Source organism: Clostridium kluyveri DSM 555, from assembly GCF_000016505.1.
Classification (GTDB): domain Bacteria; phylum Bacillota; class Clostridia; order Clostridiales; family Clostridiaceae; genus Clostridium_B; species Clostridium_B kluyveri.
Window position 1 is genome coordinate 2531652 of record NC_009706.1, and the last position, 23003, is coordinate 2554654.

The 23003-nt window shown below is 32.9% G+C and carries 21 protein-coding genes and 1 riboswitch; of the genes, 1 reads left to right on the forward strand and 20 read right to left on the reverse strand.

All coding sequences use genetic code 11. The features are described 5' to 3' along the window. Nucleotides 1–196: 196 nt before the first annotated feature. The 13 genes from CKL_RS11995 to sugE form a co-directional block, all read right to left on the reverse strand. Nucleotides 197–940 carry a TIGR03943 family putative permease subunit gene (locus tag CKL_RS11995; protein ID WP_012102797.1) on the reverse strand — a complete coding sequence of 248 codons (744 nt, stop codon included), beginning with the start codon at nt 938–940 and terminating at the stop codon, nt 197–199. Beyond that, nucleotides 940–2610: a permease gene (locus tag CKL_RS12000; protein ID WP_012102798.1), complete on the reverse strand. Its 1671-nt coding sequence runs from the start codon at nt 2608–2610 to the stop codon at nt 940–942. Before CKL_RS12000 ends, CKL_RS11995 begins: the two co-directional genes overlap by 1 nt. Nucleotides 2611–2625: 15 nt before the next feature. Further along, entirely contained in the window at nt 2626–3594 is a 969-nt protein-coding gene (locus tag CKL_RS12005) for a GTP-binding protein (protein WP_012102799.1), read from the reverse strand. Between the two features lie 140 nt (nt 3595–3734). Next, the gene (locus CKL_RS12010) at nt 3735–4391 is read right to left on the reverse strand and encodes a potassium channel family protein (protein WP_012102800.1); all 657 of its coding nucleotides are present in this window, start codon (nt 4389–4391) and stop codon (nt 3735–3737) included. A 24-nt stretch (nt 4392–4415) separates the two neighbouring features. After that, entirely contained in the window at nt 4416–5768 is a 1353-nt protein-coding gene (locus CKL_RS12015; protein WP_012102801.1) for a TrkH family potassium uptake protein, read from the reverse strand. A gap of 78 nt (nt 5769–5846) precedes the next feature. Beyond that, entirely contained in the window at nt 5847–6896 is a 1050-nt protein-coding gene (locus CKL_RS12020) for an NADH:flavin oxidoreductase (protein ID WP_012102802.1), read from the reverse strand. A 42-nt stretch (nt 6897–6938) separates the two neighbouring features. Further along, the gene (locus CKL_RS12025) at nt 6939–8654 is read right to left on the reverse strand and encodes an ABC-ATPase domain-containing protein (RefSeq protein ID WP_012102803.1); all 1716 of its coding nucleotides are present in this window, start codon (nt 8652–8654) and stop codon (nt 6939–6941) included. Between the two features lie 164 nt (nt 8655–8818). Beyond that, complete coding sequence (locus CKL_RS12030) at nt 8819–9544, reverse strand: DUF1287 domain-containing protein (protein ID WP_012102804.1); 726 nt, start codon at nt 9542–9544, stop codon at nt 8819–8821. A 165-nt stretch (nt 9545–9709) separates the two neighbouring features. Beyond that, entirely contained in the window at nt 9710–10939 is a 1230-nt protein-coding gene (locus CKL_RS12035; RefSeq protein ID WP_012102805.1) for a nitrogenase component 1, read from the reverse strand. Beyond that, nucleotides 10920–12215, reverse strand: coding sequence for a nitrogenase component 1 (locus tag CKL_RS12040; protein WP_012102806.1), 1296 nt, complete (start codon nt 12213–12215; stop codon nt 10920–10922). Before CKL_RS12040 ends, CKL_RS12035 begins: the two co-directional genes overlap by 20 nt. After that, nucleotides 12212–12967 carry a nucleotide-binding protein gene (locus CKL_RS12045; protein WP_012102807.1) on the reverse strand — a complete coding sequence of 252 codons (756 nt, stop codon included), beginning with the start codon at nt 12965–12967 and terminating at the stop codon, nt 12212–12214. The genes CKL_RS12040 and CKL_RS12045 overlap by 4 nt, the downstream gene beginning before the upstream one ends. An 85-nt stretch (nt 12968–13052) precedes the next feature. Next, on the reverse strand, nt 13053–13904 hold the full coding sequence (locus tag CKL_RS12050) for an AraC family transcriptional regulator (protein ID WP_012102808.1): 852 nt from the start codon (nt 13902–13904) through the stop codon (nt 13053–13055). 120 nt (nt 13905–14024) lie between these two features. Beyond that, on the reverse strand, nt 14025–14345 hold the full coding sequence (sugE, locus tag CKL_RS12055) for a quaternary ammonium compound efflux SMR transporter SugE (protein WP_012102809.1): 321 nt from the start codon (nt 14343–14345) through the stop codon (nt 14025–14027). A gap of 56 nt (nt 14346–14401) precedes the next feature. Beyond that, a riboswitch (guanidine-I (ykkC/yxkD leader) is annotated at nt 14402–14505 on the reverse strand. A 347-nt stretch (nt 14506–14852) separates the two neighbouring features. Here sugE and CKL_RS12060 point away from each other — a divergent pair. Continuing rightward, nucleotides 14853–16268 carry a DHA2 family efflux MFS transporter permease subunit gene (locus CKL_RS12060; protein WP_012102810.1) on the forward strand — a complete coding sequence of 472 codons (1416 nt, stop codon included), beginning with the start codon at nt 14853–14855 and terminating at the stop codon, nt 16266–16268. A 185-nt stretch (nt 16269–16453) separates the two neighbouring features. Here the strand turns inward: CKL_RS12060 and CKL_RS12065 are convergent, their stop codons facing one another. Genes CKL_RS12065 through CKL_RS12095 form a run of 7 tightly spaced genes read right to left on the reverse strand, consistent with a single transcriptional unit; the run spans nt 16454 to nt 23003 of the window. After that, entirely contained in the window at nt 16454–17206 is a 753-nt protein-coding gene (locus tag CKL_RS12065) for a hypothetical protein (RefSeq protein WP_012102811.1), read from the reverse strand. 16 nt (nt 17207–17222) lie between these two features. Continuing rightward, on the reverse strand, nt 17223–17936 hold the full coding sequence (locus tag CKL_RS12070; protein WP_012102812.1) for an acylneuraminate cytidylyltransferase family protein: 714 nt from the start codon (nt 17934–17936) through the stop codon (nt 17223–17225). A gap of 39 nt (nt 17937–17975) precedes the next feature. After that, nucleotides 17976–19022 carry a nucleotidyltransferase family protein gene (locus CKL_RS12075; protein ID WP_012102813.1) on the reverse strand — a complete coding sequence of 349 codons (1047 nt, stop codon included), beginning with the start codon at nt 19020–19022 and terminating at the stop codon, nt 17976–17978. Nucleotides 19023–19038: 16 nt separating this feature from the next. Further along, nucleotides 19039–20190 (reverse strand): LegC family aminotransferase, encoded by a 1152-nt coding sequence (locus tag CKL_RS12080; protein WP_012102814.1) that lies wholly within the window; start codon nt 20188–20190, stop codon nt 19039–19041. 36 nt (nt 20191–20226) lie between these two features. Beyond that, nucleotides 20227–20898 (reverse strand): PIG-L deacetylase family protein, encoded by a 672-nt coding sequence (locus CKL_RS12085; protein ID WP_012102815.1) that lies wholly within the window; start codon nt 20896–20898, stop codon nt 20227–20229. Beyond that, nucleotides 20891–22066, reverse strand: a complete 1176-nt coding sequence (gene neuC, locus CKL_RS12090) for a UDP-N-acetylglucosamine 2-epimerase (protein ID WP_012102816.1) — start codon at nt 22064–22066, stop codon at nt 20891–20893. The genes CKL_RS12085 and neuC overlap by 8 nt, the downstream gene beginning before the upstream one ends. Next, nucleotides 22056–23003, reverse strand: coding sequence for a GNAT family N-acetyltransferase (locus tag CKL_RS12095; RefSeq protein WP_012102817.1), 948 nt, complete (start codon nt 23001–23003; stop codon nt 22056–22058). Before CKL_RS12095 ends, neuC begins: the two co-directional genes overlap by 11 nt.

Here is a 23003-nt window from a genome sequence, read left to right on the forward strand (position 1 = left end):
GGACATGCTAGGAAACATATGTAAGCAATTATTAGCAGGAGTTTGATTTATAATCATGTAAATCCTTATGAAAACTTAGTGATAATATTACATTAGATAAGATAGAAAAACTGCCTTTTAAATGAGTTCCCATTTTTTATATAAAATTAGGAACTCAAATACTGTAATAGATATTAAACTTAAAAATATACTAGTATCAAGGATAAATATATGGATTCTCAGGAGCCTCTATATTTTCTATTTTTTGTACAACTATTATAGGCATTATGTCTCCCTCATCTTTATCATCACTTCCATATTTAGTACTTTCAAGGGTACCTTCTACACTTATCCATTGTTCTTTATTAAGCTGCGATGCATTATCCCATCTGCACATTAATCCTATGACTTGAGCATCAGCAGCACAACAGCTCATCAGCATTCTTGACACAACAAATTCATTTTCCTTAAAGCTTTCTTCCTTATAGACAAAACCTCTTATTATTACCTTCTTTCCAATATACTGCTGAACTTTACCTTCTAATTTAAAAATATTTTCATAATAATTGTGATCATCAAATAAGATAATATCGCCAGTGATATCTTCTTTTATATTCTCATTGGTTGAACTATTATTGTTTGAATTGGTTATTGTGACCCCTTTATTATCAGCAATTTCTGCATTCAAACTATTTGGAACTGCTGTAAATCCAATTAGAATTACCGCAAAAAACATTAAATGTCTTACTCTGAATTTATTTCTAGTCATTACAGTAAATATTTTTGTCAGTTGAAATAAGGCTAATATGAAAATTGCCACTATAGTAATCCTTATATATATAAACATTTTAGGATTAATAAAATTATTAATCTTTCCTGTTTTCATCAAATAACATAAAAGAGCATTAAAAGCTATAAAAATAATAAATTTTACAAATTCTTCTGTATTAAATTTTCTCATTACACCACCCCCATGGCGGTTAATATATTTATTATGCAGCCAATTATGTAACAAACAGAGAAAATGTATATTATCAATCTTATTACAAAACCTTTTTTAAAGCTTGCTCCAAGCATTATGGTATTTTTTATATCCAGCATAGGACCTATAATCATAAAGGCAGAAACAGAACCTAGTGTAAATTGATTTAAAAATGTCCTTGCAATAAAGGCATCTGCCTCAGAGCAAACTGATAACACAAAAGCTAAAAGCATCATTACAATTATAGAATATACAGTGTGCTTTCCAAGAGGAGTTATAATACTTCTAGGTACAAATGTTTGAAATACTGACGATAACACAGCACCTATTATTAAATATTTGCTTATATCAAAAAATTCAATTGTAGTATGCTCCAGAACATTTGAAATTTTTGACCTTTTTAAACCATATTGATGATTATAACCACATCCGCAGAGAATATCACCATCAGACTCAAATTCTCTCCCTTTTACTGGCATGTCTTTACCTTGAACAATCTCTATAAGAAAGCCTATTGTTACAGCTGCTAAAATTCCAAATCCTGCTCTTAACAATACAACACTGGGTCTATCGTAAAAAGCACTATAAGTGGATAACAGTACAACAGGATTTACTATAGGTACCGCAAGCATAAATGTAACAGCTATACTAGCTGGAACACCTTTTTTCATAAGCCTTCTGGCTATAGGAACAATAGCACATTCACATATTGGAAATACAAATCCCATTAAAGAAGCTCCCATAATTCCCAAAAATTTATTTTTAGGCAGCACCTTTGAGATAACCTTATCTGACACAAAAACCTGTATCACTGCTGATATAAAAGAACCTAAAAGTATAAATGGAATGGCCTCCAACATTATACTAATAAATATAGTAAAAAAACTGTTAGTAAATCTCAAATTAAAATTAAAATCAGTTAATCCTCTTATTCCATTAAAGACAAAAAGAAGTAATACTCCTAAAATCATATATATAATTATTTTTCCATTATTTGATTCAGCTGCTTCCACACTCCCTAAAGCTTTTTCATCTTCTCCTTGAAAATAATTTTTTGTAACTGCTTGTATATTTTTTAAAATTTTTTTTCGCAATATATGAGCTTTTAAAAGTTCTTTTTCTAAATCATTAATATTTTCAATTCCCAATATAATTGCATAGGAGTTAATCTCTTCAATCTTCTTTTTAATCCTTGTCTGATCTTTTTTCTCCATTCTTTTAAAATTATTCATTATTATTAAATTGCTATTATATATAGGCGGAAAAATCAAGGATTCCATATTATTCAAATAAAGTTCAAAACTTTCTGCATCTAATATATTAAATATAGTCGATATACTGCAGTTTTTTCTTATTTCATCCTGATTTAATGTATCTAACAGTTCCTGCAGTAAAGTTGCTCCATTATGTTCAATAATAATCCTATGGGGCTTATAACTTTTAATTATATCCATTGAAATTACATCTTCTACAGCAACTTGTCCACTGCTTATATATTTATCTTCAATGCTTTTCTCTCCAATCTCATTTTGAAATATAAGCACCCGCTGGCCACGGGCTAAAGTATTACCCAGGAGAACATTTATAAAAGTAGTTTTCCCAGCCCCTAAAAACCCTGTAACTATTTCTACATCAATTTTTTTTATCATCTATTATACCCCATATTAAGCAGTGAATAGCTTATTTATATAATCCTTATTTATTTTGCAGCCTATTACACATACTCTTCCAGTAAAATCAGATGTAGTTTCCCTTATATTTAATTCATTTGGGACATAATCAAACTCTATCCAGTTTTTATTTTCAACCTGAACTATCCCCTTCGCTCTGAGCACCATTCCAGTAAGTTTTTCATCCCTCAGCTTATTTAAATTATTCAACAACTTGTTTTTGTTGTATATAACTGAAGTTTCAATTCCATAGCTATCAAAAACTTCATCTACATTATTTGGGTCTTTATTTGAAACTTTTGTACCAATTACATTTAATTTTGTTCTTTCAAGTCTTACTGCCTGCTTTAGAAGTTCAGCCTTAAAATCTTCCTTGGCAGCTTTAACAATTTTATCTCCCTTTAGCTGTTCAATAGGGGTAGCAACAATACTACAATCACTATTAATCCTTTTAATTTGTTCTATCACTGATTGAATCTTTTCACTGCTTTGATTTTCTGTTCTAGTTAAAACAATACACTTAGCACTTTTAATCTGATCCTTATAAAAATCTCCAAAATTTATTATATAGGCATTGAATTTTGTTACATCTATCAAGGTTATAACCAGATTCAAATTTACTATTCTTTTAAGCTCCCTACTACTTATAACCTTCAATATTTCTGAAAGCTTGCCAACCCCAGAAGGTTCTATTATAATACTGTGAGGCTTATATTTACTGCATACCTCCTCTATAGCTTTTTTAAAATCCCCTGCAATAGTACAACATATACACCCTGCATTTATTTCTTTTATTTCTATATTTGTTTTCTTCAAAAAACTTCCGTCTATTGGCACTTTTCCAAATTCATTTTCTATTATAGCTACATTTTCTGTATATACTTTTTCAAAAATCAGCTTTTTGATAAGAGTGGTCTTCCCGGCTCCTAAAAATCCTGAAAAAATATCAACTCTGGTTTTCATAAACACATGCCTCCTTATTCGGATAAATTTACTTAATATTATAATATATATTAAATTAAATGCAAATTATTAGCATTTAGCATTGTTTATTTAAAAAATCAATATAGGAATGGCATTATTAAAATAATAACTATATAATATCAAATGCTATTTTCCAATTTTTCAATTTCTTTTTGTCCCCCTATAGCTACAATTATATCCCCTTCCAAAAATACAAAATCCGAAGTAGGTAATACATTTACATCATCTCCTCTTTTTATCATTATAATATTTATTCCATACTTAGACCTTATATTCAATTGCTCTAAATTTTTCCCAATCCATTTTTTTATACATAGTATTTCCGCTGCTCTATATTCAGGGGATAATGCTATAAAATCAAGCATATTATTTGATACCAGATTATGAGCAATTCTAACAGCTGTATCTTTTTCAGGAAAAACAACTTTATCAGCTCCTATTTTATATAAAATCTTTGCATGTAAATCTGTATTGGCCTTGGCAAGTACAAATTTCATACCCATTTCCTTTAACAACAAGGTAACTATAACACTGCTTTGAATGTCGGCGCCTATTCCTATTATAGCTACATCAAAATTATTCACCCCAAGTGCCTTAAGATTTTCCTCCTCTGTGGCATCTGCCTCAACTGCCTGTGTCACATAAGGAGTTATATCCTGAACATTGTCTTCTCTTGAATCCACTGCAAGTACATCATTTCCAAGTTCATAAAGAGTTCTAGCTATCGATTTTCCAAACCTCCCCAAGCCTACTACTAAATACTGTTTTTTTTTCATAAGATCATCTCCGTTTTTTAAATTTTATCCAATTAATATTTTATCTTCGGGATATTTTATAGATTTAGGAATTTTCCTATTTATCATGGATAATATTATAGTGAGACCTCCTAATCTTCCAAAAAACATGCTTATAATTATAACTATTTTTCCTATAATGCTCAAATCAGGTGTAGTTCCAAAGCTCAATCCTGAAGTTCCTATAGCCGATATACACTCAAAAATTATAGTTTCCAAGGATTCATCCTTTTCCGTTACACCTAATATCAAAGCAGATATAAAAATCAAAATTATATAAACTATGAATATAACAATAGCTTTGTATACCAAATCTTTTTTTATGGTTCTTTTATAAATTTCAGTTTCCTGTCTGCCTTTTATTACAGATACAGCTGTCATTATAATTAGGGCTGCAGTGGTTGTCTTTATCCCTCCTGCTGTAGAACCCGGAGCCCCACCTATAAACATAAATACAATAGTTAAAAATTTACTGCTCTCATTCATGTCAGAAATAGAAATTGAATTAAATCCTGCAGTCCTCACAGAAACTGAAGCAAAAAATGAAGATAACAGCTTATCTCCTGATGTCATATATTTCATAGTAGCTGGATTATTAAATTCAAATAAAAAAAACAATATGGTTCCAGAGGCTAAAAGTACAACAGCCATTGTTATACAAACCTTTGAATTAAGAGAAAGTCTCTTTGTATACTTAAAACTTAAATTATATATTTCCTGCCATACATAAAATCCCAATCCTCCAATGATAATCAATACACTTATAGTAAATATTATTGTAAAATTATTATAATAAGGCATTAAACTTCTACCCTCTCCAATTAAGTCTATGCCAGCATTACAGAATGCAGACACAGAGTGAAAAATCGAATAAAAAAGTCCTCTATAAACTCCAAACTGAGGAATGAACTGAGAAGACAAAACAACTGCTCCCACAGTTTCTACTAAAAAAGTAAACAATAATATGTACTTTGACATTTTTACAAGCCCCTGTATATTAAAAGAATTAAGTGACTCGTGAATTAACAGTCTTTCTTTTAATGTAATTTTTCTTCCTAAAATCAATGCAATAAGAGTGGAAAACGCCATAAATCCAAGACCACCAATCTGGATTAAAGCCAAAATTACCGTTTTCCCAAAATAGTTCCAATGAGTTCCTGTATCCACTGTTATAAGCCCTGTTACACAGGTTGCAGATGTAGCTACAAATAATGAATCTATAAAATTGGTGTATGTATGATTTTCAGAAGATATGGGAAGCCATAGTAAAATGGCACCTACAATAATTATTAACAAAAACCCTAGTATTAAAATTTGAATTTCATTTATTTTAAATAATGGTTTACTTTTAAGCTTCATTAAAATTCACCTTCTGTTTATAAATTACTCTTTATAGTATATCTAATTTAAAAATACTTACCCGATTTATTTAAAAAATTAAAATTTTCTTGGACAATTATCTCCATTTGTGAACCACCTACAGGGCTTACATCCTAAGCATTTAATAATACTCTTTCCTTCTCTTATATGACTTGTAAAATCATAATCTGCAAGCTGCGCTCTACCTATGGCAACAAAATCCGCCAAATTATTATCAATTAAATAATTGGCCTGCTCTTTTGTCTTAATTGAATTTACTGCAATTACAGGTATATTTACCTGTTCTTTTATTTTAGCTGCGCCATATACAATCCAATTACAGGGAAAATCTTTTGGTACTTCTTCTTTAATTGGTGTATTATCATATCCCGTAGAAACATGAATATAGTCCATACCTGAAGCTTCAAATTTTTTTGCCATATTAATGCTGGTTTCCAAATCGCTCTCATTACATCCCATCCTAATTCCAACTACAAAAGAAGCACCAACCTTTTGTTTAACTCCTTGAAGAATCTCCATTGTAAATCTCAATCTATTATCTAAGCTTCCGCCATACTCGTCCACTCGCTTATTTATTTTAGTTGAAAAGAACTGTGTCATAAGATAGGAGTGGGCTCCGTGAAATTCAACTCCATCAAAACCAGCTTTCTCGGCTCTAAGGGCAGCGTTTACAAAATCCTGTTGAATTGAATGAAGTTCATGCTTTGTCATAGCCCTGGCAGATATATTCCTATGAATATAATCAGAAGATGTAATAGTATCTTTATTAACAGGCTTGGAGGTTTTAAGTCCTGCATGATGAAGCTGGAGAATAACTTTTGCATTATATGTATGACAAATGTGCGCTATTTTACCCAACCCCTCTATATAATCATCACACCAAATTCCCAGCTGATCTGGAAATATCTTTCCACTTTCGGAAACTGCTGCTGCTTCCACAATTATCAGACCCGTACCACTTTTAGCTATTCTTTCATAGTGGTATATATTTTTCTTTGATACAAAACCATTCTTATCTGCAAAATTAAAACAAACCATAGGAGGTAGTACAATTCTATTTTTTATTTCTAGATTTCTAATTTTACGTGGTGTAAAAAGTGTATTCATTATCTTCTCTACCTTTCATTTATTTTTAAAACTAATTTTTTATTACTCAGACATCTTTACCCTCAATCCTCTATAACGGTTCAAAGCGGCACAGAATTCATGTTTCCTAGGAAGTGCCAGATTACCTGGATGACCTGTATAGGGTGAAATAGAATCTAATCCAAACTTTTCTATCTGCTCATATAGTCTATTGACAGCTTGAAAAACAGATGCCCTATCATCCAACATATGTTTTCTCAAAAAATCAATCATTACAGCAATACAATTGGTTTGGCTGTCATCTACTAATTGTTCCAAAGCAGAAAGATCAATAATTTCTCTTCCATATGAAATCTTATATTTCCCTCTAGGCTTAATGCGATCTTCTTTCCCTGTTCCTAAAAATCCCGCCTTTAAAGGTATTCTATGTGTAATTTCTCCAAATTTACTATTTGTGATTTGTTCCCGTATGTATCCATGGGAATTTGCAATCTCTTTGGCAGTACTTGTTACATCCTTTGGCACATATTCATCCATCATAACAATTTGGTGTGCCACATCAAAATAATCCCCTGAACCTCCAACTATCAATATAGTTGAAACCCCATTGTCATCATATAATGATTTTACCTTATCAATAAAAGGTGTTATGGGTTCTTTATCTTTTGAAACTAATTTTTGCATCCGTCCATCCCGTATCATAAAATTGGTAGCAGAGGTATCCTCGTCAATCAATAAAAGTGAGGTTCCCACTTCTAAAGCTTCCATAACATTTGCTGCTTGAGAAGTACTTCCACTGGCATTTTCCGTGGAAAATTTAAAAGTATCTTTATTTCCCGGCAAATTGCCGATAAAGGTGCTAATATTAACCTTTTCCACATTGCGTCCATCTTCAGCACGAATTTTTACTGCATCTTGCCAGGTAATGACAAATTCTCTGCCATCACCGGGAATATGATTATATACACCAAGTTCAAGTGCCTTCAGCAATGTAGATTTTCCATGATAACCTCCGCCTACAATTAAGGTTATTCCCCGTGGTATTCCCATTCCTGTAATTTTGCCATTATAAGGCAGTAAAATTTCTATTTCAAATTTTTCCGGGCTTGCAAATGGAATTTGACCTTTAAACAACGGCTTATCTGATATACCGCTTTCCCTTGGCAAAATGGAGCCATTACCAATAAAGGCAGCAAGACCCCTTCTCTCTAATTCTTTTCGAATATACATTTGATCCAAAATTAAATTCACCTGATTTTTTAATGCTTTTTGATCAATATTTTTATAAAACAAGGACCTATCCACTATTTTAGGAAGGATCTCCTGAAAGATACGGTTGGCAGCTTTACCCAAAACTCGTCTTCCTGCGGCAGGCAAACCAACTTCAAATCTCACTTCAATACGGTCATTTTTAATCAAAACAGCTGTCCTCTCAAGCATTTCTTGCCCACAATGATCAATTAGTAAAAGTCCACTACCCCCTGTTCCACTGATACCCTTATTTAAGTGCTGGATATTCTTCCATAAGACTCTCGTTAGAAAATCCGAAACAGCTGTTATTTTATCTTTTGAATCAATCAGATCATCTGGAATGCCTGTAATATCACGATTAATTACAATGTGAGATTTAGATGGAGGAGCATATGGATCTGCCTGGACATGGTCAACAAAAAGTTGATATGTTCCAAAATTATATGCTTCCTTTATTTCTTTATAAGCAGAATACCCACGCCCATCTATAGACATCAATAGTTTTTCAAGTTCATGATGGTTTTTCAAATTAAATGCCCCCTTGTATGTATTATTCTTTCTTTGCTCTATTATACATTATTTGAAAATTACATGGGAATATAAATTCCTTTAGACATATAATAATCTGGTTAACATTAAACTCATCATGGCAAATCATCTCAGCCCAATTATACATATTCTCAATCCTGTTATTATTTCGGGAATCTAAAATGACCTGTTATTCTAGGCATCCAATACATAATTTCATCACCTTCTCTAGCATAAGGTGGTACATTATGTATTATATATGGAATACCATCTGCTCTCCTTTTATCAGAAACTACAGCTATATGTTCACTGTGATCGAAAGTTATGATATCCCCTGGCTGCCATTCTTTTAAATTCTCTATATCATTGGGTTTCAGCTCAATAGTAACACTAGCTGCATATTTTTTAAAATAAACATAAAGATTATCCACCCTTCTAAAATCTATATTGGGATCTGGCTGACCCTCAATTCTTTCGTAATCACCAGGATAATTTCTTATATCTTCATCTACCATATCTTTTAGATTATATCCTGCATCCCTAAAAGCTCTCCATACCAAGTCAGTACATACTCCTTCATTCTCTGGAGGATATCCGCCTACATAATAGCCTTCTTTATATTTTACCTTTTTATCTGCTTCTTTTCTTGCTCCAAGTACTATATCTTTCTGATCCTTTATGCCGTCTTTATCTTTGTCTGAATTTATCAATACTATTCTTTTATTTAACTTTTCATCAATTGTCTCATTCTTTTTTTCACTAGTTGTATTTTTAGTTTGAATTCTTGCTGTATTTTTACTGTAAAATACATTTTTTTGCGTGAAAAGCTTAAAACTTATAGCGATTAAACAAATTAAAATTGAAAATATCACGAAAAACTTTTTTCTCATTTCTTACCTCCTTCTTCCCTTTATTATAAAGCATATTTAAAAAATAGTTACTATGTTGTTTTTTAAGTTTTCTTGTGGAATTAAAAAAAGGTGACCTTTCACCAACAATATAAGTTGAGAAAAACCACCTAGCGGTAATCATACATTACTTGTTTAATCAGTTTATTAATCTTCAATATCTTCATTGATCCACAGATTTGCCAGATGAACAGCACCACGAAAACCCATAAAGGGCGGTTCATAAGGATGCAGACGCCATTTTATATCGGGGTTGGAAATTTGCATTTCCGTATTGCGCCCCGCCCACTTAAGTACTTCACCGCTTGCCATAAGATATCCCTTCTTATGTGCCTGAACTGCTCTTATCCACTCGTCCTCTGAAAAATATGGTATATCCTCACCTCCCATATGTGGACAGTCACACCAGCAAGTTCCTTTGGAAAGAGAAAGCTCACCGCATCCAAAAGATAATATGCCACCTACCACATCTGCATGTCCACCCAATGACAATACAGCTTCATCCGGGTGTGATCTTACTATATGCCGAAAGGACGGCATTACTGGTGCAAGCCGACTCCAGACAATTTCTCTCTCTGCTTTGAGGAAAGCTTGATTCACAGCCAGTCCAGATATTTGTGCAATTTCCTCAAGCCACCGCACAGTTCCCTCAATACCGTAGGGTCTCCTTAAAATATAGGGTATATCAAACCTCCTTTTTAGATGTTCTGCAGCAGGTATTCCTTCGCACCGTATAACAAGGTTGATATGTGCATTACCCATCCGTTGGATTTGTTCTACAGATGTATCTGAGGTCATCACACACAACGGTTTCATACTGAAAGCACCTTCCATTATACGAAGGATTTCATTTGCATCAGCCTGAAAGCGGAATAGATCCGCACAGGAACCAATAATATTAAAAGTAGGCTGTGGAGTTCTTTCCCCATCCACCGGCAATGTTTTGACAAGCAGCAAAAGTGCCTCCTGCACACCCCGATGCTGAGTGATGTTAAACCCGCCGTATCCAAAAGGCAGCAGACGTACATCAGGATATTCTGGCTGCAATTCCTTACAGAGAGCGGAAATATCCATTCCAATCACCTCAGGAATAGATGAGGGCAAAAGAAAAATCACCTGGGGATGATCACTTTTTACAACATTAGCAATTGTATGGTTAAGCCTGCTTGTACCACCAAAGACTATATCTGTTTCGTCTATGTGTGTGGAGTAAAGCTTACAGGCGTCATGTACCCCTGCACGTTTTAGCGTTACATTACTATAAAACATATGCCCCATACAACCAAATTCCACAAGAGCAGCATCACGGATTGTAGCAAGTGTCCAAAGAATACCCATACGTCCTGAAGGAAGCGGTTTAAATCGATGCAGGCCCATGTTTATTCCCCCTTTCCCTAAGATGCACTTCATCTAATACGCCTAAAATTCTTCTTAACAGGTTACTCGTCCGACCATAACCTACCTGCCCGTAAAAATCAAACATATCCAATACACAGGGAATGTTTTTATTGATATCTGACAAATAGCCAAAACATAAATCCGGAGCCAGCTTTTCCAAAACCAATAAATCTGCTTCAGCATTCACCATTCGGCAGATCCACGGATTATAGCCCATTGAAACAAGTTCTTTGGCATAGCTCCTATCCTCTGGATAATATTCCTCTAAATGCAAAAGCAGTGGCTCCATGCCAAGCCTAGCAAGATAAATGGCCATTGGAATAGGTATATCGATTCTAAGACAAAATACATACCGAAGTCCGTCCAATCTTTCCTTTGCCTGATTTTGTAAAGTAAGGGCTTCCTGCCGTTCTTCTTCAAATGCATTGTCCCAAGAAAAACCAAAATGTTTCGCAATCCCCTCATAGGTCCTGTGGATTCTCTTCACATCATACAAAGTGTGCAGAGCAATATATGGTACACTAAATTCCCGTTCCATTTTCACAGCAAGCGGCTGCATGAATGGACAAACCACCAAATTCAATGCGGCATCTGGTGCACTTTGGAAATCTGTTAAAGAAGCACCTGGCGCAAGATACCTAAGAGCGAAGCTGCGCTTCACAAGTTCCGGTAGTAGGGATGGCATAGGTATATGTTTTTCTTCCGGGGAACGTCCCAATATGTTAATACGTGCCGGCTCTGTTTTTTTTGCCTTCATTAACACCCCAAGGGCTTCCATTGTTTTCCATGAACCAGGAGGGTAGCTGATATTTTTAAACTGACCCAGCAGCACAAAAGTTACCTGTGCAGATAATTCTGGCTGTATTTCATGGACAATCCCTTCAATGTCCTCTCCAATTAACTCAGGTACACAGGTGACAATCATCAGGATCGCCTTTGCTCCCGCTTTATCCATCTTTCTGAGGGCACCCATCAGACTATTCCGGCAGCCAAACACTACCTCCTGTGCATCCAGTACATACAGCCAGTGCAGCTCCCCATGCTTACCTTCCGGATTGGGACTGAAAAGACGTGAATGAGTGGTATATTCCTGCATCCCCACAAGTAGAGAGGAAAGACCTTTAATATCCTCTACGATCACGGAAGCAATACGCATTGGGCAATGATTGCCAGGAGAAACAGCAGGAGTTAAAAATTTAATACCGGTGTTAGATTTTACCGCCGACAGATGCTTTAAATGTTTCAATTCATTCATAACACTTCTCCTTCCTCCAGCAGTAGTTTTGCAAGTGCTTTGTAATGTACTGCCATACTAGAATCCGGAAAAGTCTCCACCACGGTTTTCCCCTGTGCCTCGGCCTGCTGTACAAACGGATCACGTGGCAGACGATAAATCACCGGCACTTCAATCTCCGCTGCCACCTTGTCTACCAACTCATTTTCCCCCTTGATATTCTTATCATTGAGAATCAGCCCCCTCAATGAGGCATAGCCACGCTTGCCAAAGCTCTTAACTGCACGGGATATATTGGTAGCCGCATAGAGGGACATCATCTCACCAGAGGTGACTATGCACACCTCATCTGCATATCCACCCCGTATAGGCATGGCAAATCCACCACAAACCACATCACCCAGCACATCATAAAATACTATATCCGGTTTATAAATTTCATAGGCATCCAGTTCCTCAAGTTTTTCAAAGGCTGTAATAATACCACGCCCAGCACATCCCACCCCGGGAACTGGTCCACCGGATTCCACACACAACACACCAGTACTGCTTTTCACCACAAGATCGTCAAGCTGTGCGTCACCATTTTCCCGCAGGGTATCTAGTACTGTGGAAATATTTTTCCCTCCCGTCAGGTTGCGAGTAGAATCGGCCTTGGGATCGCATCCAATTTGCAGAACAGTCAACCCCATAGCTGCCATAGCTGATGACACATTAGATACAGTGGTGGATTTTCCGATACCACCCTTCCCGTAAATCGCAATTTTTTTCATTAGCACATCCTCCCAATCCATTCCTCCAATAAAATTATAGTTTACCTTAATTAACTCTGTAAAAATCAGTATAACAAAACACTTTTTATATTGGAATGGAACCATCCTGAAATACATATGGATTATTCCTGAATTTTTCTCTCAACCCACTTGGGGAAATCCCGAACCGTTTCCTGAAACTGCGGCTGAAATACAGTGCATCCGGGTAGCCTACGCTTTTTGCCACTTCCCGTACAGGAGCACTACTGGTGATCAAAAGTTCCTTCCCTCGATTAAGCCTGTATGCCATAATGTAATCTCCTGGACCCATGCCTGCATATTTGCTGAAAACATAAAATAATCTGTTTTCATTGACTCCATTTTGCTCCGCCAATCCCCGCACAGTCAGTATATCCATATAGTGATCGTGAATGTAGGCTGATACCTGCTGGAATAAAGTCTGAGCACTATTATTGGTTTGATTGCGACTGCAAATAAAGACTTCCTCAAGTGTACAGCGAAATAGTGTTTCTGTCTGAAACGCAGGCAGTGCACCCGGTTCATTGAAAGTCTTCCACAAACGCCACAGCAGCTCTGTTAGGCGTGGGCTTTGCCCTATATTAATTTGGAAATGTGCATCCCTCAAGCAAATCTTCTCCTGTTTAGAGTCCTGAATGTCATACAATACAGAGATATACTGCCATTTCCCATTTCCTACTACACGCTTGTGGAGGCTCATATTTGCACCGCCGTGAATTATATTTCCAACACCCGCCAGATAGGGCGTATCATTAAAATGGAACTGTGCCTTTCCTCCCATGGGAAAGATAAAACCGGGAAAGGGTGTTGATTTCTGCCATCTGGCCGTACCCGGCTCTATCTTATAATGATACACACCCTGTACCCGAAAACAACTGTGCACAAAATGCTCTACTAGCTCATTGAGTTTTATTTCCATATTATGTACCTCCTTTTGCTGATTTAAATCACTGTACTTATATCCTATCCTTAATGAATAACAGCAGCAAAATAAGTTAGATGTATCTAACTTCAATATTATCATGATTTTTTATATACTTCAACGAGGAGATACAAGCTTTAATCCTATAATTCCTATTACTATAAATCCAATACAAATTAACCTTATTATTTCAATAGGTTCTTTGAATAATATTATTCCCAAAATTACAGTACCAACTGTACCAATTCCTGTCCAGATTGCATATGCAGTTCCTAGTGGAAGATTTTTTAAAGCTAATGATAAAAAATAAAAGCTTGCTATCATTCCCAGTATAGTAAGTATACTGGGTACAAGTTTTGTAAATCCTTGTGAATACTTCAAGCCTACAGCCCAACACACTTCAAAAATCCCTGCTACAATTAATAATAACCATTTCATAATTTCATTCCTCCTCTAAAATCAAAATAAAAAAGCCATGGATGATATAATAAAATATCTCCCAGGCTTTTATCCTTCCGTGAACACAGCAAACTGTGCGTTTTATCTTGGACCAGACCAATTATCAATTTCAAACTGCGGAACCCTATAAAACTTTAAATTATTAAAATTTCTTATTTTTAAAATAATAGCAAAAAATATTGAAATAGTCAATATCCGATCTTTTTCTATTTTTTATCAAAAATGTTATAGCATAAAATAATGACTTATTTAATTTTACAATTACTGCCATATAATAAGCTAGTGTGGTAAAAGAAATGGGTATAGTATCTCTTGTGTAGACTGCTCATAAAAAGAAAAAATGATTTGCAAAATTTCTGATAACTATTGTATAATATCTATACAACGAGTAGTTTTGATAACGTAAGTCCAGTTGTCAACGCTACTCGCTTTTTTTTTTGAAGGTCAACTATATATGGACTAATCTAATAAGAAGGAGAAAACCCAATGGAAGAAATAACGAAATCTAAAACAAGAATAAATACAAGGGCAATTCTAGCAGTATTGGCATTTAGTGCATTTATAGCACTATTTAATGAAACTATATTAAATGTTGCATTAAATATTCTTATGGAAGAAATGAATATTACAGCAGGAACAATACAATGGTTAGTTACTGCATACATGATAGTTGTATCAATTATGGTGCCAGTTACAGCTTTTTTAACCCAATCCTTTGAAACAAAAAAACTGTATTTAGGAGCTATGACCATACTTTTGATTGGAACAATATGTGCAGCTTGTTCTAAAACTTTTACAATATTACTTATTTCAAGAATACTACAAGCCTCAGCAACTGGAATGATGATTCCTATTATGATGAATACAATATTACTTGTAACGCCACCAGAAAAACGGGGCTCAGCAATGGGTATATGTGTCTGTGTAATTCAACTTGGACCAGCACTTGGACCAACAATTTCAGGGCTTATATTACAATTTTTTAGTTGGCATGCATTATTTATAACATTAATTCCGCTTATAATACTATCTATGATACTTGGATACATTTATTTAGTTAATGTATCAACTCTTACAAAACCAAAAATTGATGTTATATCAATTATACTGTCAACTATTGGATTTGGAGGAATCATATATGGCCTAAGTAGTTTTAGTGGTGGTGGAAATATGAAGATGATTGGTATAATATTTATTATTGGAATAATCTCATTGTTCTTATTTTGTAAACGTCAGTTATTATTAAAAGAACCAATGTTAGAAATACGCACATTAAAATATCCTTTATTTTCAATTGGTGTAGCACTTGTCATGATTTCAATGATAACAATATTTACTATGAATGTAATGTTACCTATGTTTCTTCAAGGAGCACTTAAGACAACAACTTTCATGTCTGCAATGGTATTACTTCCTGCAACACTTACCAATGGATTTGTAACTCTTATAAGCGGAAAAATTTATGATAAATTGGGGGCAAAGGTTTTAATACCGGTAGGATTTATTATAATTCTTGTGTCATTATTTATTTTATCACGCTCAACTATCGATACATCTCTCGCAAAGATTACAGCCATATATATAGTAGTATGTATTGGAGTAGGTAGTACAATGTCACCTTCTCAAACAAAAGCCCTTAATCAATTGCCAAAAAAAGCTTATCCACATGGTGTAGCTATACTAAATACTCTTCAACAAATATCAGCTGCAATTGGTTCATCAGTATTTATAAGTATTATGTCAGCTTCTCAACTCAAATCCTTAAATAATTCAGCTTCACAGGAAGTTGCTTTGGCTACCGGGTTTGGAGCAGCCTCATTAGTTTTAGTAATATTAGTTTTAGTAGGCCTTTGTTTGTCATTTACTTTAAAATTTGAAAATATTAAAAAGAATAAAATTTAAATAAACCACGATACTTACCGGTACGGCTAAAACAATTTTTTTGCATACTGAAAAACATAGAGGGGTTGTGCTCCTGGACACATTTATTTAGTCCTTTTTGAAAGAACCCCTCTCTTAAAACTTTTATCCAAACACAGCAATTAGCTAACACCCCACCTTTTTTTAAGGGATAAGACATTTGCAGTTCAAAAACTCACGGAAGATACAAAGCATAAATTCACTGCAGCTCCATCATTCCCTGGTAAACTAATTACTGCTGTATTTGCACCTGTTGCCCTAACTATGTTACCTTCACCTGAAATTGCATTATTTCTACTTGTATCTATATTTAAAACCCTATTTCCTATATTGTTTGCAAAAAGTATTCTTAATTGTTCCTGACAACATTGTTTATATCCCTTTGGGATCTCAGAAATAGTTGTATCTAAGGCAGCTTTTAGGGTACTAGTCCTAAAATCATAAGAATTACCAATTAAAAAAGTGCTTTGTATCAGCTCCATTTGACAAATAGATACAATTTCTCCATTTGAAAATTGTACTAATGCTGCTGTATATATATTATTTGCATCAGGATAAAATCTGATTATACTTTGATTGTTTACGGCTGGTTCAGGGGCTATTGTTTCAATTATGATATCTGTTGCTCCAACATTTTTTAAATACCCTAAAACAGCTCTTAATCCTGCCATGCAATATTCATCCCCATTTACTCCAGCAAATCCTGGAGGACAAATATTACAGAAATCATATTTAAGGTTATAATTGTTTCTGTGATACACAGGTGAACAATGATTATTTAAATATCTTTCATGAAAACAATCCAAAGAATCATCTTCAATGAAATCACCTAAGCAATTATCCTCAATGATTTCCCAATGACTGTGTTTTAAACCATTAACATAATAGTTTATACTAACTGAATTTTGGTTGTTATGCATATTTACTCCTCCAACTTTAATCAATAAAACTATTCATCATAAAATCATTATTTATTATAAACCTTACAAATTCAAATTGATAAATATCATCTATATCTATAGATGACATTTTATCCATTATATATGGATAACTTTTTTCTCTATAAAAACTCTTATATTTTAAAAAGTAATCTGTTTTACATATATAAATAGCTCCATTTATTCTATATTCCTTTTTCATATCCTGTCTTCTCACTCTTTTGCTGTCATCAAAAAGAAAATCCAAACGCATATTTGAATCTAAAACTATATTAATGTTTGATGGGTGATCTACTTCACATATACTTACTATTGAATTTCCATTATAACTCAATAACTTGTCTATACTTTCTAATATGTGATTTTCATTCCTAAGAGGTGAGGTAGGCTGCAGCAGAACAGTATAATCGTATGAACCTCCAGTTTTTTTTATTTCATTTAATACATGTAAAATAACATCATGATTTGATGCAGTATCCGTAGATAATTCATCAGGCCTTAAAAATGGAACTGAAGCCCCATAACTTTCTGCTATTTGTGCATATTTTTTAGAATCAGTAGATACAATTATATCGTCAAAAATTTTAGATTTTATACATGCATCTATAGTGTAAGCCATTAAAGGTTTACTATTTATTTCCTTTATATTTTTATTAATTATGCCCTTGGATCCGCTTCTTGCAGGTATTATAGCCAAAAAACTTCTATCCATATACATTGCCTATCTCCTTAAATTATAAAAACTTTCAAATCAAATATTTAATTTTTCTATCATACTTTTCATCTCTCTAAATTCCCCCATATCCAACCAATCATTATCAGTTACAGGGTATATACCCACTTTTTCACCATTTGACAAACAGATATTTATTAAATCTGTCATATTAAAATAGATGCCTTTAGAAATATACCTTAATACATCTACTTCCAATACATACATGCCTGTATTAATTAAAAATTCATAATTGGGTTTTTCGTCAATTGAGGCTATATCTCCTTTTTGATTTAAATTCAAAATTCCATATGGAATTATATAATTCTTTAAAGCTGTTACTACTGTTACCTTGTTATTATGCTCTTTATGATATTCTAAAATTTTAGAATAATTAGCATTAACCAATATGTCACAATTGCTTACAAAAAAAGTATTGCCTATGCTGTTACCCACTAAACTCAATCCTCCAGCAGTACCAAGAGGTTTTTTTTCCTCTAAAAATGATATTTTATATGATAATTTTTTACTAAAATATGCTTTTATTATTTCTTTTTTATAATTAACAGTAATATAAAAATTTTCAAATTTAAACTCTAGAAATCTGTTTATTATCCTCTCTATTATAGGTATCTCTCCAATTGGAATAAGTGCTTTTGGAATAATTTTTGTATATGGATGGAGCCTTGTACCTTTTCCGCCAGCCATTATAACAACTGATATATCCCTGGTATTATTACAATTGAATTTATTATCATATAAATCATCCCAAAATATTATATCTATAACTTCATGGTACTCATTTATCAGTGGAATACTTTCAATACGATACTTTTTCATCAATTTATTTGCTCTATTTCTATTTTTTATATTTAAATATATAGGATGTACGTTCATTATATTTTCCACTGAAGATGATAAATCTCCGCTTCTTACAATCCATCTTCTTATATCTCCATCTGTAACTACACCTATCAATTTATTATTTTCCACTACAATAAGAATTTTTTTTGCAGTTTTATTTAACTTTTCAATTGCCTGTCGTATTGATATTTTTTTATTTATAAAAAGAGCCTGAATACTCATAAGAACACTCCCTAACCTATTGAGCTTTTTCTAGTATGCTTATGATATATTCTATGTTTTCCCTTTTTAAGTTGGTACTGCATGGTATATTTAATACCCTATTGTAATATTTAATGGCTTTTTCAATTTTATATGCTTCATTGTTTATATATGGTCTTTGGGTGTGTATCAGTTTCCAAATAGGTCTTGTTTGGATTTGATTTTTTAAAAGGTATTTTAACAGTTCATCTCTATCCAAGCCGTTATTATTTATATATAAGGAATAAAACCAGTGATTGTTTCTTGCATTATTATTAAATTCCAGAAGTGTTAATCCTTCTATATTACTTATCCTTGACTTATACAATTTATAATTTTTAATTTTTATTTCAATAAATTCTTCTAATCCTTCAAGTTGTGCTACTCCCAATGCTGCCTGCAAATTAGTCATTCTGTAATTGTATCCTATATGATGATGTACATAATATAATTCCTCATCCTTAGCTTGAGTTGACAAATATTTAGCTTTTTTTATGTCCTCAGAGGATTTTCCAATTAAAATTCCTCCTCCTCCAGTTGTTATTATTTTATTTCCATTAAATGAATAGGCTCCAAAATCACCTATGGTACCTGCAAACTTTCCTTTATATTTTCCATTAGTATAATAAGTTCCTAGGGCTTCAGCAGCATCTTCTATTAATTTTATTTTGTATTTATCTGTTAACTCTTTTATTTTTTCAACGTCAGCCATATTTCCAAAAACATGAACTACTATTAATGCTTTAATATATCTGTCGGTATTTTTATTTTTCAATCCGCTATCAGTCATGACGCATTCATTTTCAAAGAATTTTTCAAGTTTGCTGCAATCCATATTTAAATTATCATCGCAATCCATAAATACAGGTTCTGCCCCTAAATATTTAACAGGGTTAACTGTAGCTATAAATGTAACCGTCGGCACTATAACTTCACAATTTACAGAAACTCCCGAGAGCTTTAACGCTAAATGAATTGCTGCCGTACCGCTTTGACAAGCAGCAGCATTATCTACATTCAAGTATTTTTTTATATCATTTTCAAATCTATTTACATAACTACCTGATGTAGAAATCCATTCACTTCTTATGGCATCTACCACATATTTTTCTTCATTACCCTTCAAATTTGGTACAGATAATGGTATCATAATTATCTTCCTCTCATATCTGCCTGAAACCCATTCCTATTCTACTCTCTCTCTTAATAGCATAAATGCTTCAGCATTTTTATAACCTGAAGCTCCTCCTCTAAATGTAGAAAGCCCTTTTACTACATCCACAGATCTTGGAAAAGGTGCTTTTCCTATTTCACTTTTAAATATATTCATAATACTCAGCTTTTTCTCTAAAAACCCTTCTATGTTTACAAATACATTAGGTTTAAAACCATCTATAGAATTATTTATTCCAAACTCAGTTTCCGATAATGTTTCATAAACATATACCTTTTTAACTGTATTATGCCTAAACCACTTGGTACAACACATGGAAGCTTTTGAAACAATTCTATGATCGCTGTGTATATCTCCATAATTAGGGATGTACAAAATTTCACACTTTGTTTCAACAATACATTTAGATATTTTATCCACTAAATCCCTAAAAGGTATTTTGTCTAATTCTGTAGTAGGAAATCCCAATCTAAATATCTTCGCAAATTTATATTCATTAGCTGCTTTTTCGATTTCTAATTCTCTGCTATTTATTCTTTCTTTAGAAAATCCTAATTCCTCTGTCATTGAAGTTACTATAACCCAATAAATCCTGTGACCCTCTTTTACATACTTTAATATAGTTCCTCCACAACCAAAAGTTTCATCATCAGCATGTGGTGCTATAATCAATACATTACTCATTATCCCCCTCCATTATCAATGGATCCTCTAATTTAACTATATAAGATTTTAAATCCAAGCTTCTCATTAAGCTTATAATTTTCTCAACTGAATTTCCGCTGCCATAGGGTGATTGTACTTTATCCAATAAAAGTTTAAATTCTTCAGTTAAAACTGTTTCTATCCCCTTTACTATATTACTCACTCCTTGATGAACAAAAATCATATTTTCTGCACATAATCTTCCTTTTTGCCTATTTCCCACATTAACTGCACCTAATTTTAATATTGGTGCCTCATATAATCCAGCACTGGAATTTCCAATCATAAACATACTATTCCTTAATAAATTTACAAATAAGGTTCTAGGGATATTTTTATAGAATTTAAAATCTTCTTTATTATAATATTTTTTTATTACTTCTATAATCTTCTTGTTTCCGCTGTCTACATTTGGGTAACTTACAAATGCATTTACAGACTTTTTTTCCAAAGCAACCAGAATTTCTTCAAAATACTTACCCGCTCTATCTTCTTCACCTGCCAGGGGGTGAAATATCATAACTGCATAATTATTCCAACGGGGTTTACCTAAGATATGAACAATTTCTTTTTTGCCTATATACTCAGTGGAAATAAATTTATCTAAAGCTGGACTTCCAACATTAAATATTCTATTTTTATTTTCTCCAATTTTTATTAATCTTTGTTTTGATTCTTCGTTACTGACAAAATGAAGAGATGACAATTTAGATACTGCATGCCTTACCAGATTGTCAATATTCCCATCCAAAGCATGATCTCCACCAAAAAAATGTATGGTTGGAATTCTAAGATATGTGCCTATTAATCCTCCAACAACCACTTCTTCCCTATCTCCAGCATATAGAATAACATCCGGTTTATATGCTGCTGCTGTATGAATACAATCCTGTAATAATATAGATAGTGATTTAATTCTAGAAGCCCTGGAATTGGAATCAATAAGATTTTCAATTTGGGCTATTACCGGTATTCCATCTTCCACTATATTATTTAATGTATATCCATAGGTTTCTGATAAATGCGCACCTGATACTACAAGCTTGATTTCAAAATCATTTGCTTCATTTAATTTTTTATATAAAAGGCTCATCAGCTCGTAATCCGACCTAATTCCGGTAAAGGCTAAAATTTTCTTAATAAACATCTGAATCTCCCATCTGTATATTCCAATTATTATAAACACTTAAATCAATGGATTCCTCTTTAAAATCCTTAACTCCAAAATAAGAGATAGGTTCACAGCTGACAAATCCAATTATTTCAGCTATTTCATGTACATTATCATTCAATTGACACCACATATTAGCATATTTAAAATTATTATTTTTTCCTTTTTCAATAACCCATTCTAATATTTCCTTTGTATAGCAATCATCTAATGAATTGATTTGTACTATATCAATTTCACAATTATTAAACTTTTTAGTAATTATTGATGAAACTACGGTTTGTCCTTGAACTATCACATAGTTATTATATCTATTAATTGGATTATCTCTAAATCTCCATTTTAAATAATCTAAATCCTTATATATTTTTATTTTGTTATTATTGTTATTGATAAGCCTTGAATAATCCAGTGCAAATTTTTTATCATTAATAATATTAAAATTTTTATAATTGCTTAAATTACTTATGTTCAGTAAATTTAATTTCATAGTGGGAATTTCATATATGTCCTTCCAATTTAATTTATTTACAAAGATAAGGTGAGAATTATTATTAGGAAATCCAATTACTGCTTTGTAACCGCTCTCCTCCATTCTTTCATATAATCCCTTAGCTAATTTAGGAAATAATCCTTTTCCTCTAAAATTTGGGTGTGTCATTGTAGTCATAGATAATGCGGCCTTTTCTATATTCCCATTAATACAAATTTTACAGGGTGATACAGAATAATTTGCTATTATCTTGTTATTTTCAAGTGCAGTGTTAACCAGCATATTTTTCATAGGATTATCTATATATCTCCATTTCAAGAATTTTTCAGGTATTTCTCTATTGAAACAACTCCTAAATAACTTTTGAAATTCTGATATTCTTTTTAAATACTCGTTTTTATCTATAAATTTAAATTCCAC

Bases quoted from the DNA above. Each gene is read 5' to 3' on its own strand.
- CKL_RS12045 (WP_012102807.1), bottom strand. From the start codon at position 12,967: ATGAAAAAAATTGCGATTTACGGGAAGGGTGGTATCGGAAAATCCACC.
- CKL_RS12035 (WP_012102805.1), bottom strand. From the start codon at position 10,939: ATGGGCCTGCATCGATTTAAACCGCTTCCTTCAGGACGTATGGGTATT.
- CKL_RS12065 (WP_012102811.1), bottom strand. From the start codon at position 17,206: ATGCATAACAACCAAAATTCAGTTAGTATAAACTATTATGTTAATGGT.
- CKL_RS12015 (WP_012102801.1), bottom strand. From the start codon at position 5,768: ATGAAGCTTAAAAGTAAACCATTATTTAAAATAAATGAAATTCAAATT.
- CKL_RS12050 (WP_012102808.1), bottom strand. From the start codon at position 13,904: ATGGAAATAAAACTCAATGAGCTAGTAGAGCATTTTGTGCACAGTTGT.
- CKL_RS12070 (WP_012102812.1), bottom strand. From the start codon at position 17,936: ATGGATAGAAGTTTTTTGGCTATAATACCTGCAAGAAGCGGATCCAAG.
- CKL_RS12040 (WP_012102806.1), bottom strand. From the start codon at position 12,215: ATGAATGAATTGAAACATTTAAAGCATCTGTCGGCGGTAAAATCTAAC.
- CKL_RS12080 (WP_012102814.1), bottom strand. From the start codon at position 20,190: ATGATACCATTATCTGTACCAAATTTGAAGGGTAATGAAGAAAAATAT.
- CKL_RS12010 (WP_012102800.1), bottom strand. From the start codon at position 4,391: ATGAAAAAAAAACAGTATTTAGTAGTAGGCTTGGGGAGGTTTGGAAAA.
- neuC (WP_012102816.1), bottom strand. From the start codon at position 22,066: ATGTTTATTAAGAAAATTTTAGCCTTTACCGGAATTAGGTCGGATTAC.
- CKL_RS12005 (WP_012102799.1), bottom strand. From the start codon at position 3,594: ATGAAAACCAGAGTTGATATTTTTTCAGGATTTTTAGGAGCCGGGAAG.
- CKL_RS12000 (WP_012102798.1), bottom strand. From the start codon at position 2,610: ATGATAAAAAAAATTGATGTAGAAATAGTTACAGGGTTTTTAGGGGCT.
- sugE (WP_012102809.1), bottom strand. From the start codon at position 14,345: ATGAAATGGTTATTATTAATTGTAGCAGGGATTTTTGAAGTGTGTTGG.
- CKL_RS11995 (WP_012102797.1), bottom strand. From the start codon at position 940: ATGAGAAAATTTAATACAGAAGAATTTGTAAAATTTATTATTTTTATA.
- CKL_RS12075 (WP_012102813.1), bottom strand. From the start codon at position 19,022: ATGAGTATTCAGGCTCTTTTTATAAATAAAAAAATATCAATACGACAG.
- CKL_RS12085 (WP_012102815.1), bottom strand. From the start codon at position 20,898: ATGAGTAATGTATTGATTATAGCACCACATGCTGATGATGAAACTTTT.
- CKL_RS12020 (WP_012102802.1), bottom strand. From the start codon at position 6,896: ATGAATACACTTTTTACACCACGTAAAATTAGAAATCTAGAAATAAAA.
- CKL_RS12030 (WP_012102804.1), bottom strand. From the start codon at position 9,544: ATGAGAAAAAAGTTTTTCGTGATATTTTCAATTTTAATTTGTTTAATC.
- CKL_RS12060 (WP_012102810.1), top strand. From the start codon at position 14,853: ATGGAAGAAATAACGAAATCTAAAACAAGAATAAATACAAGGGCAATT.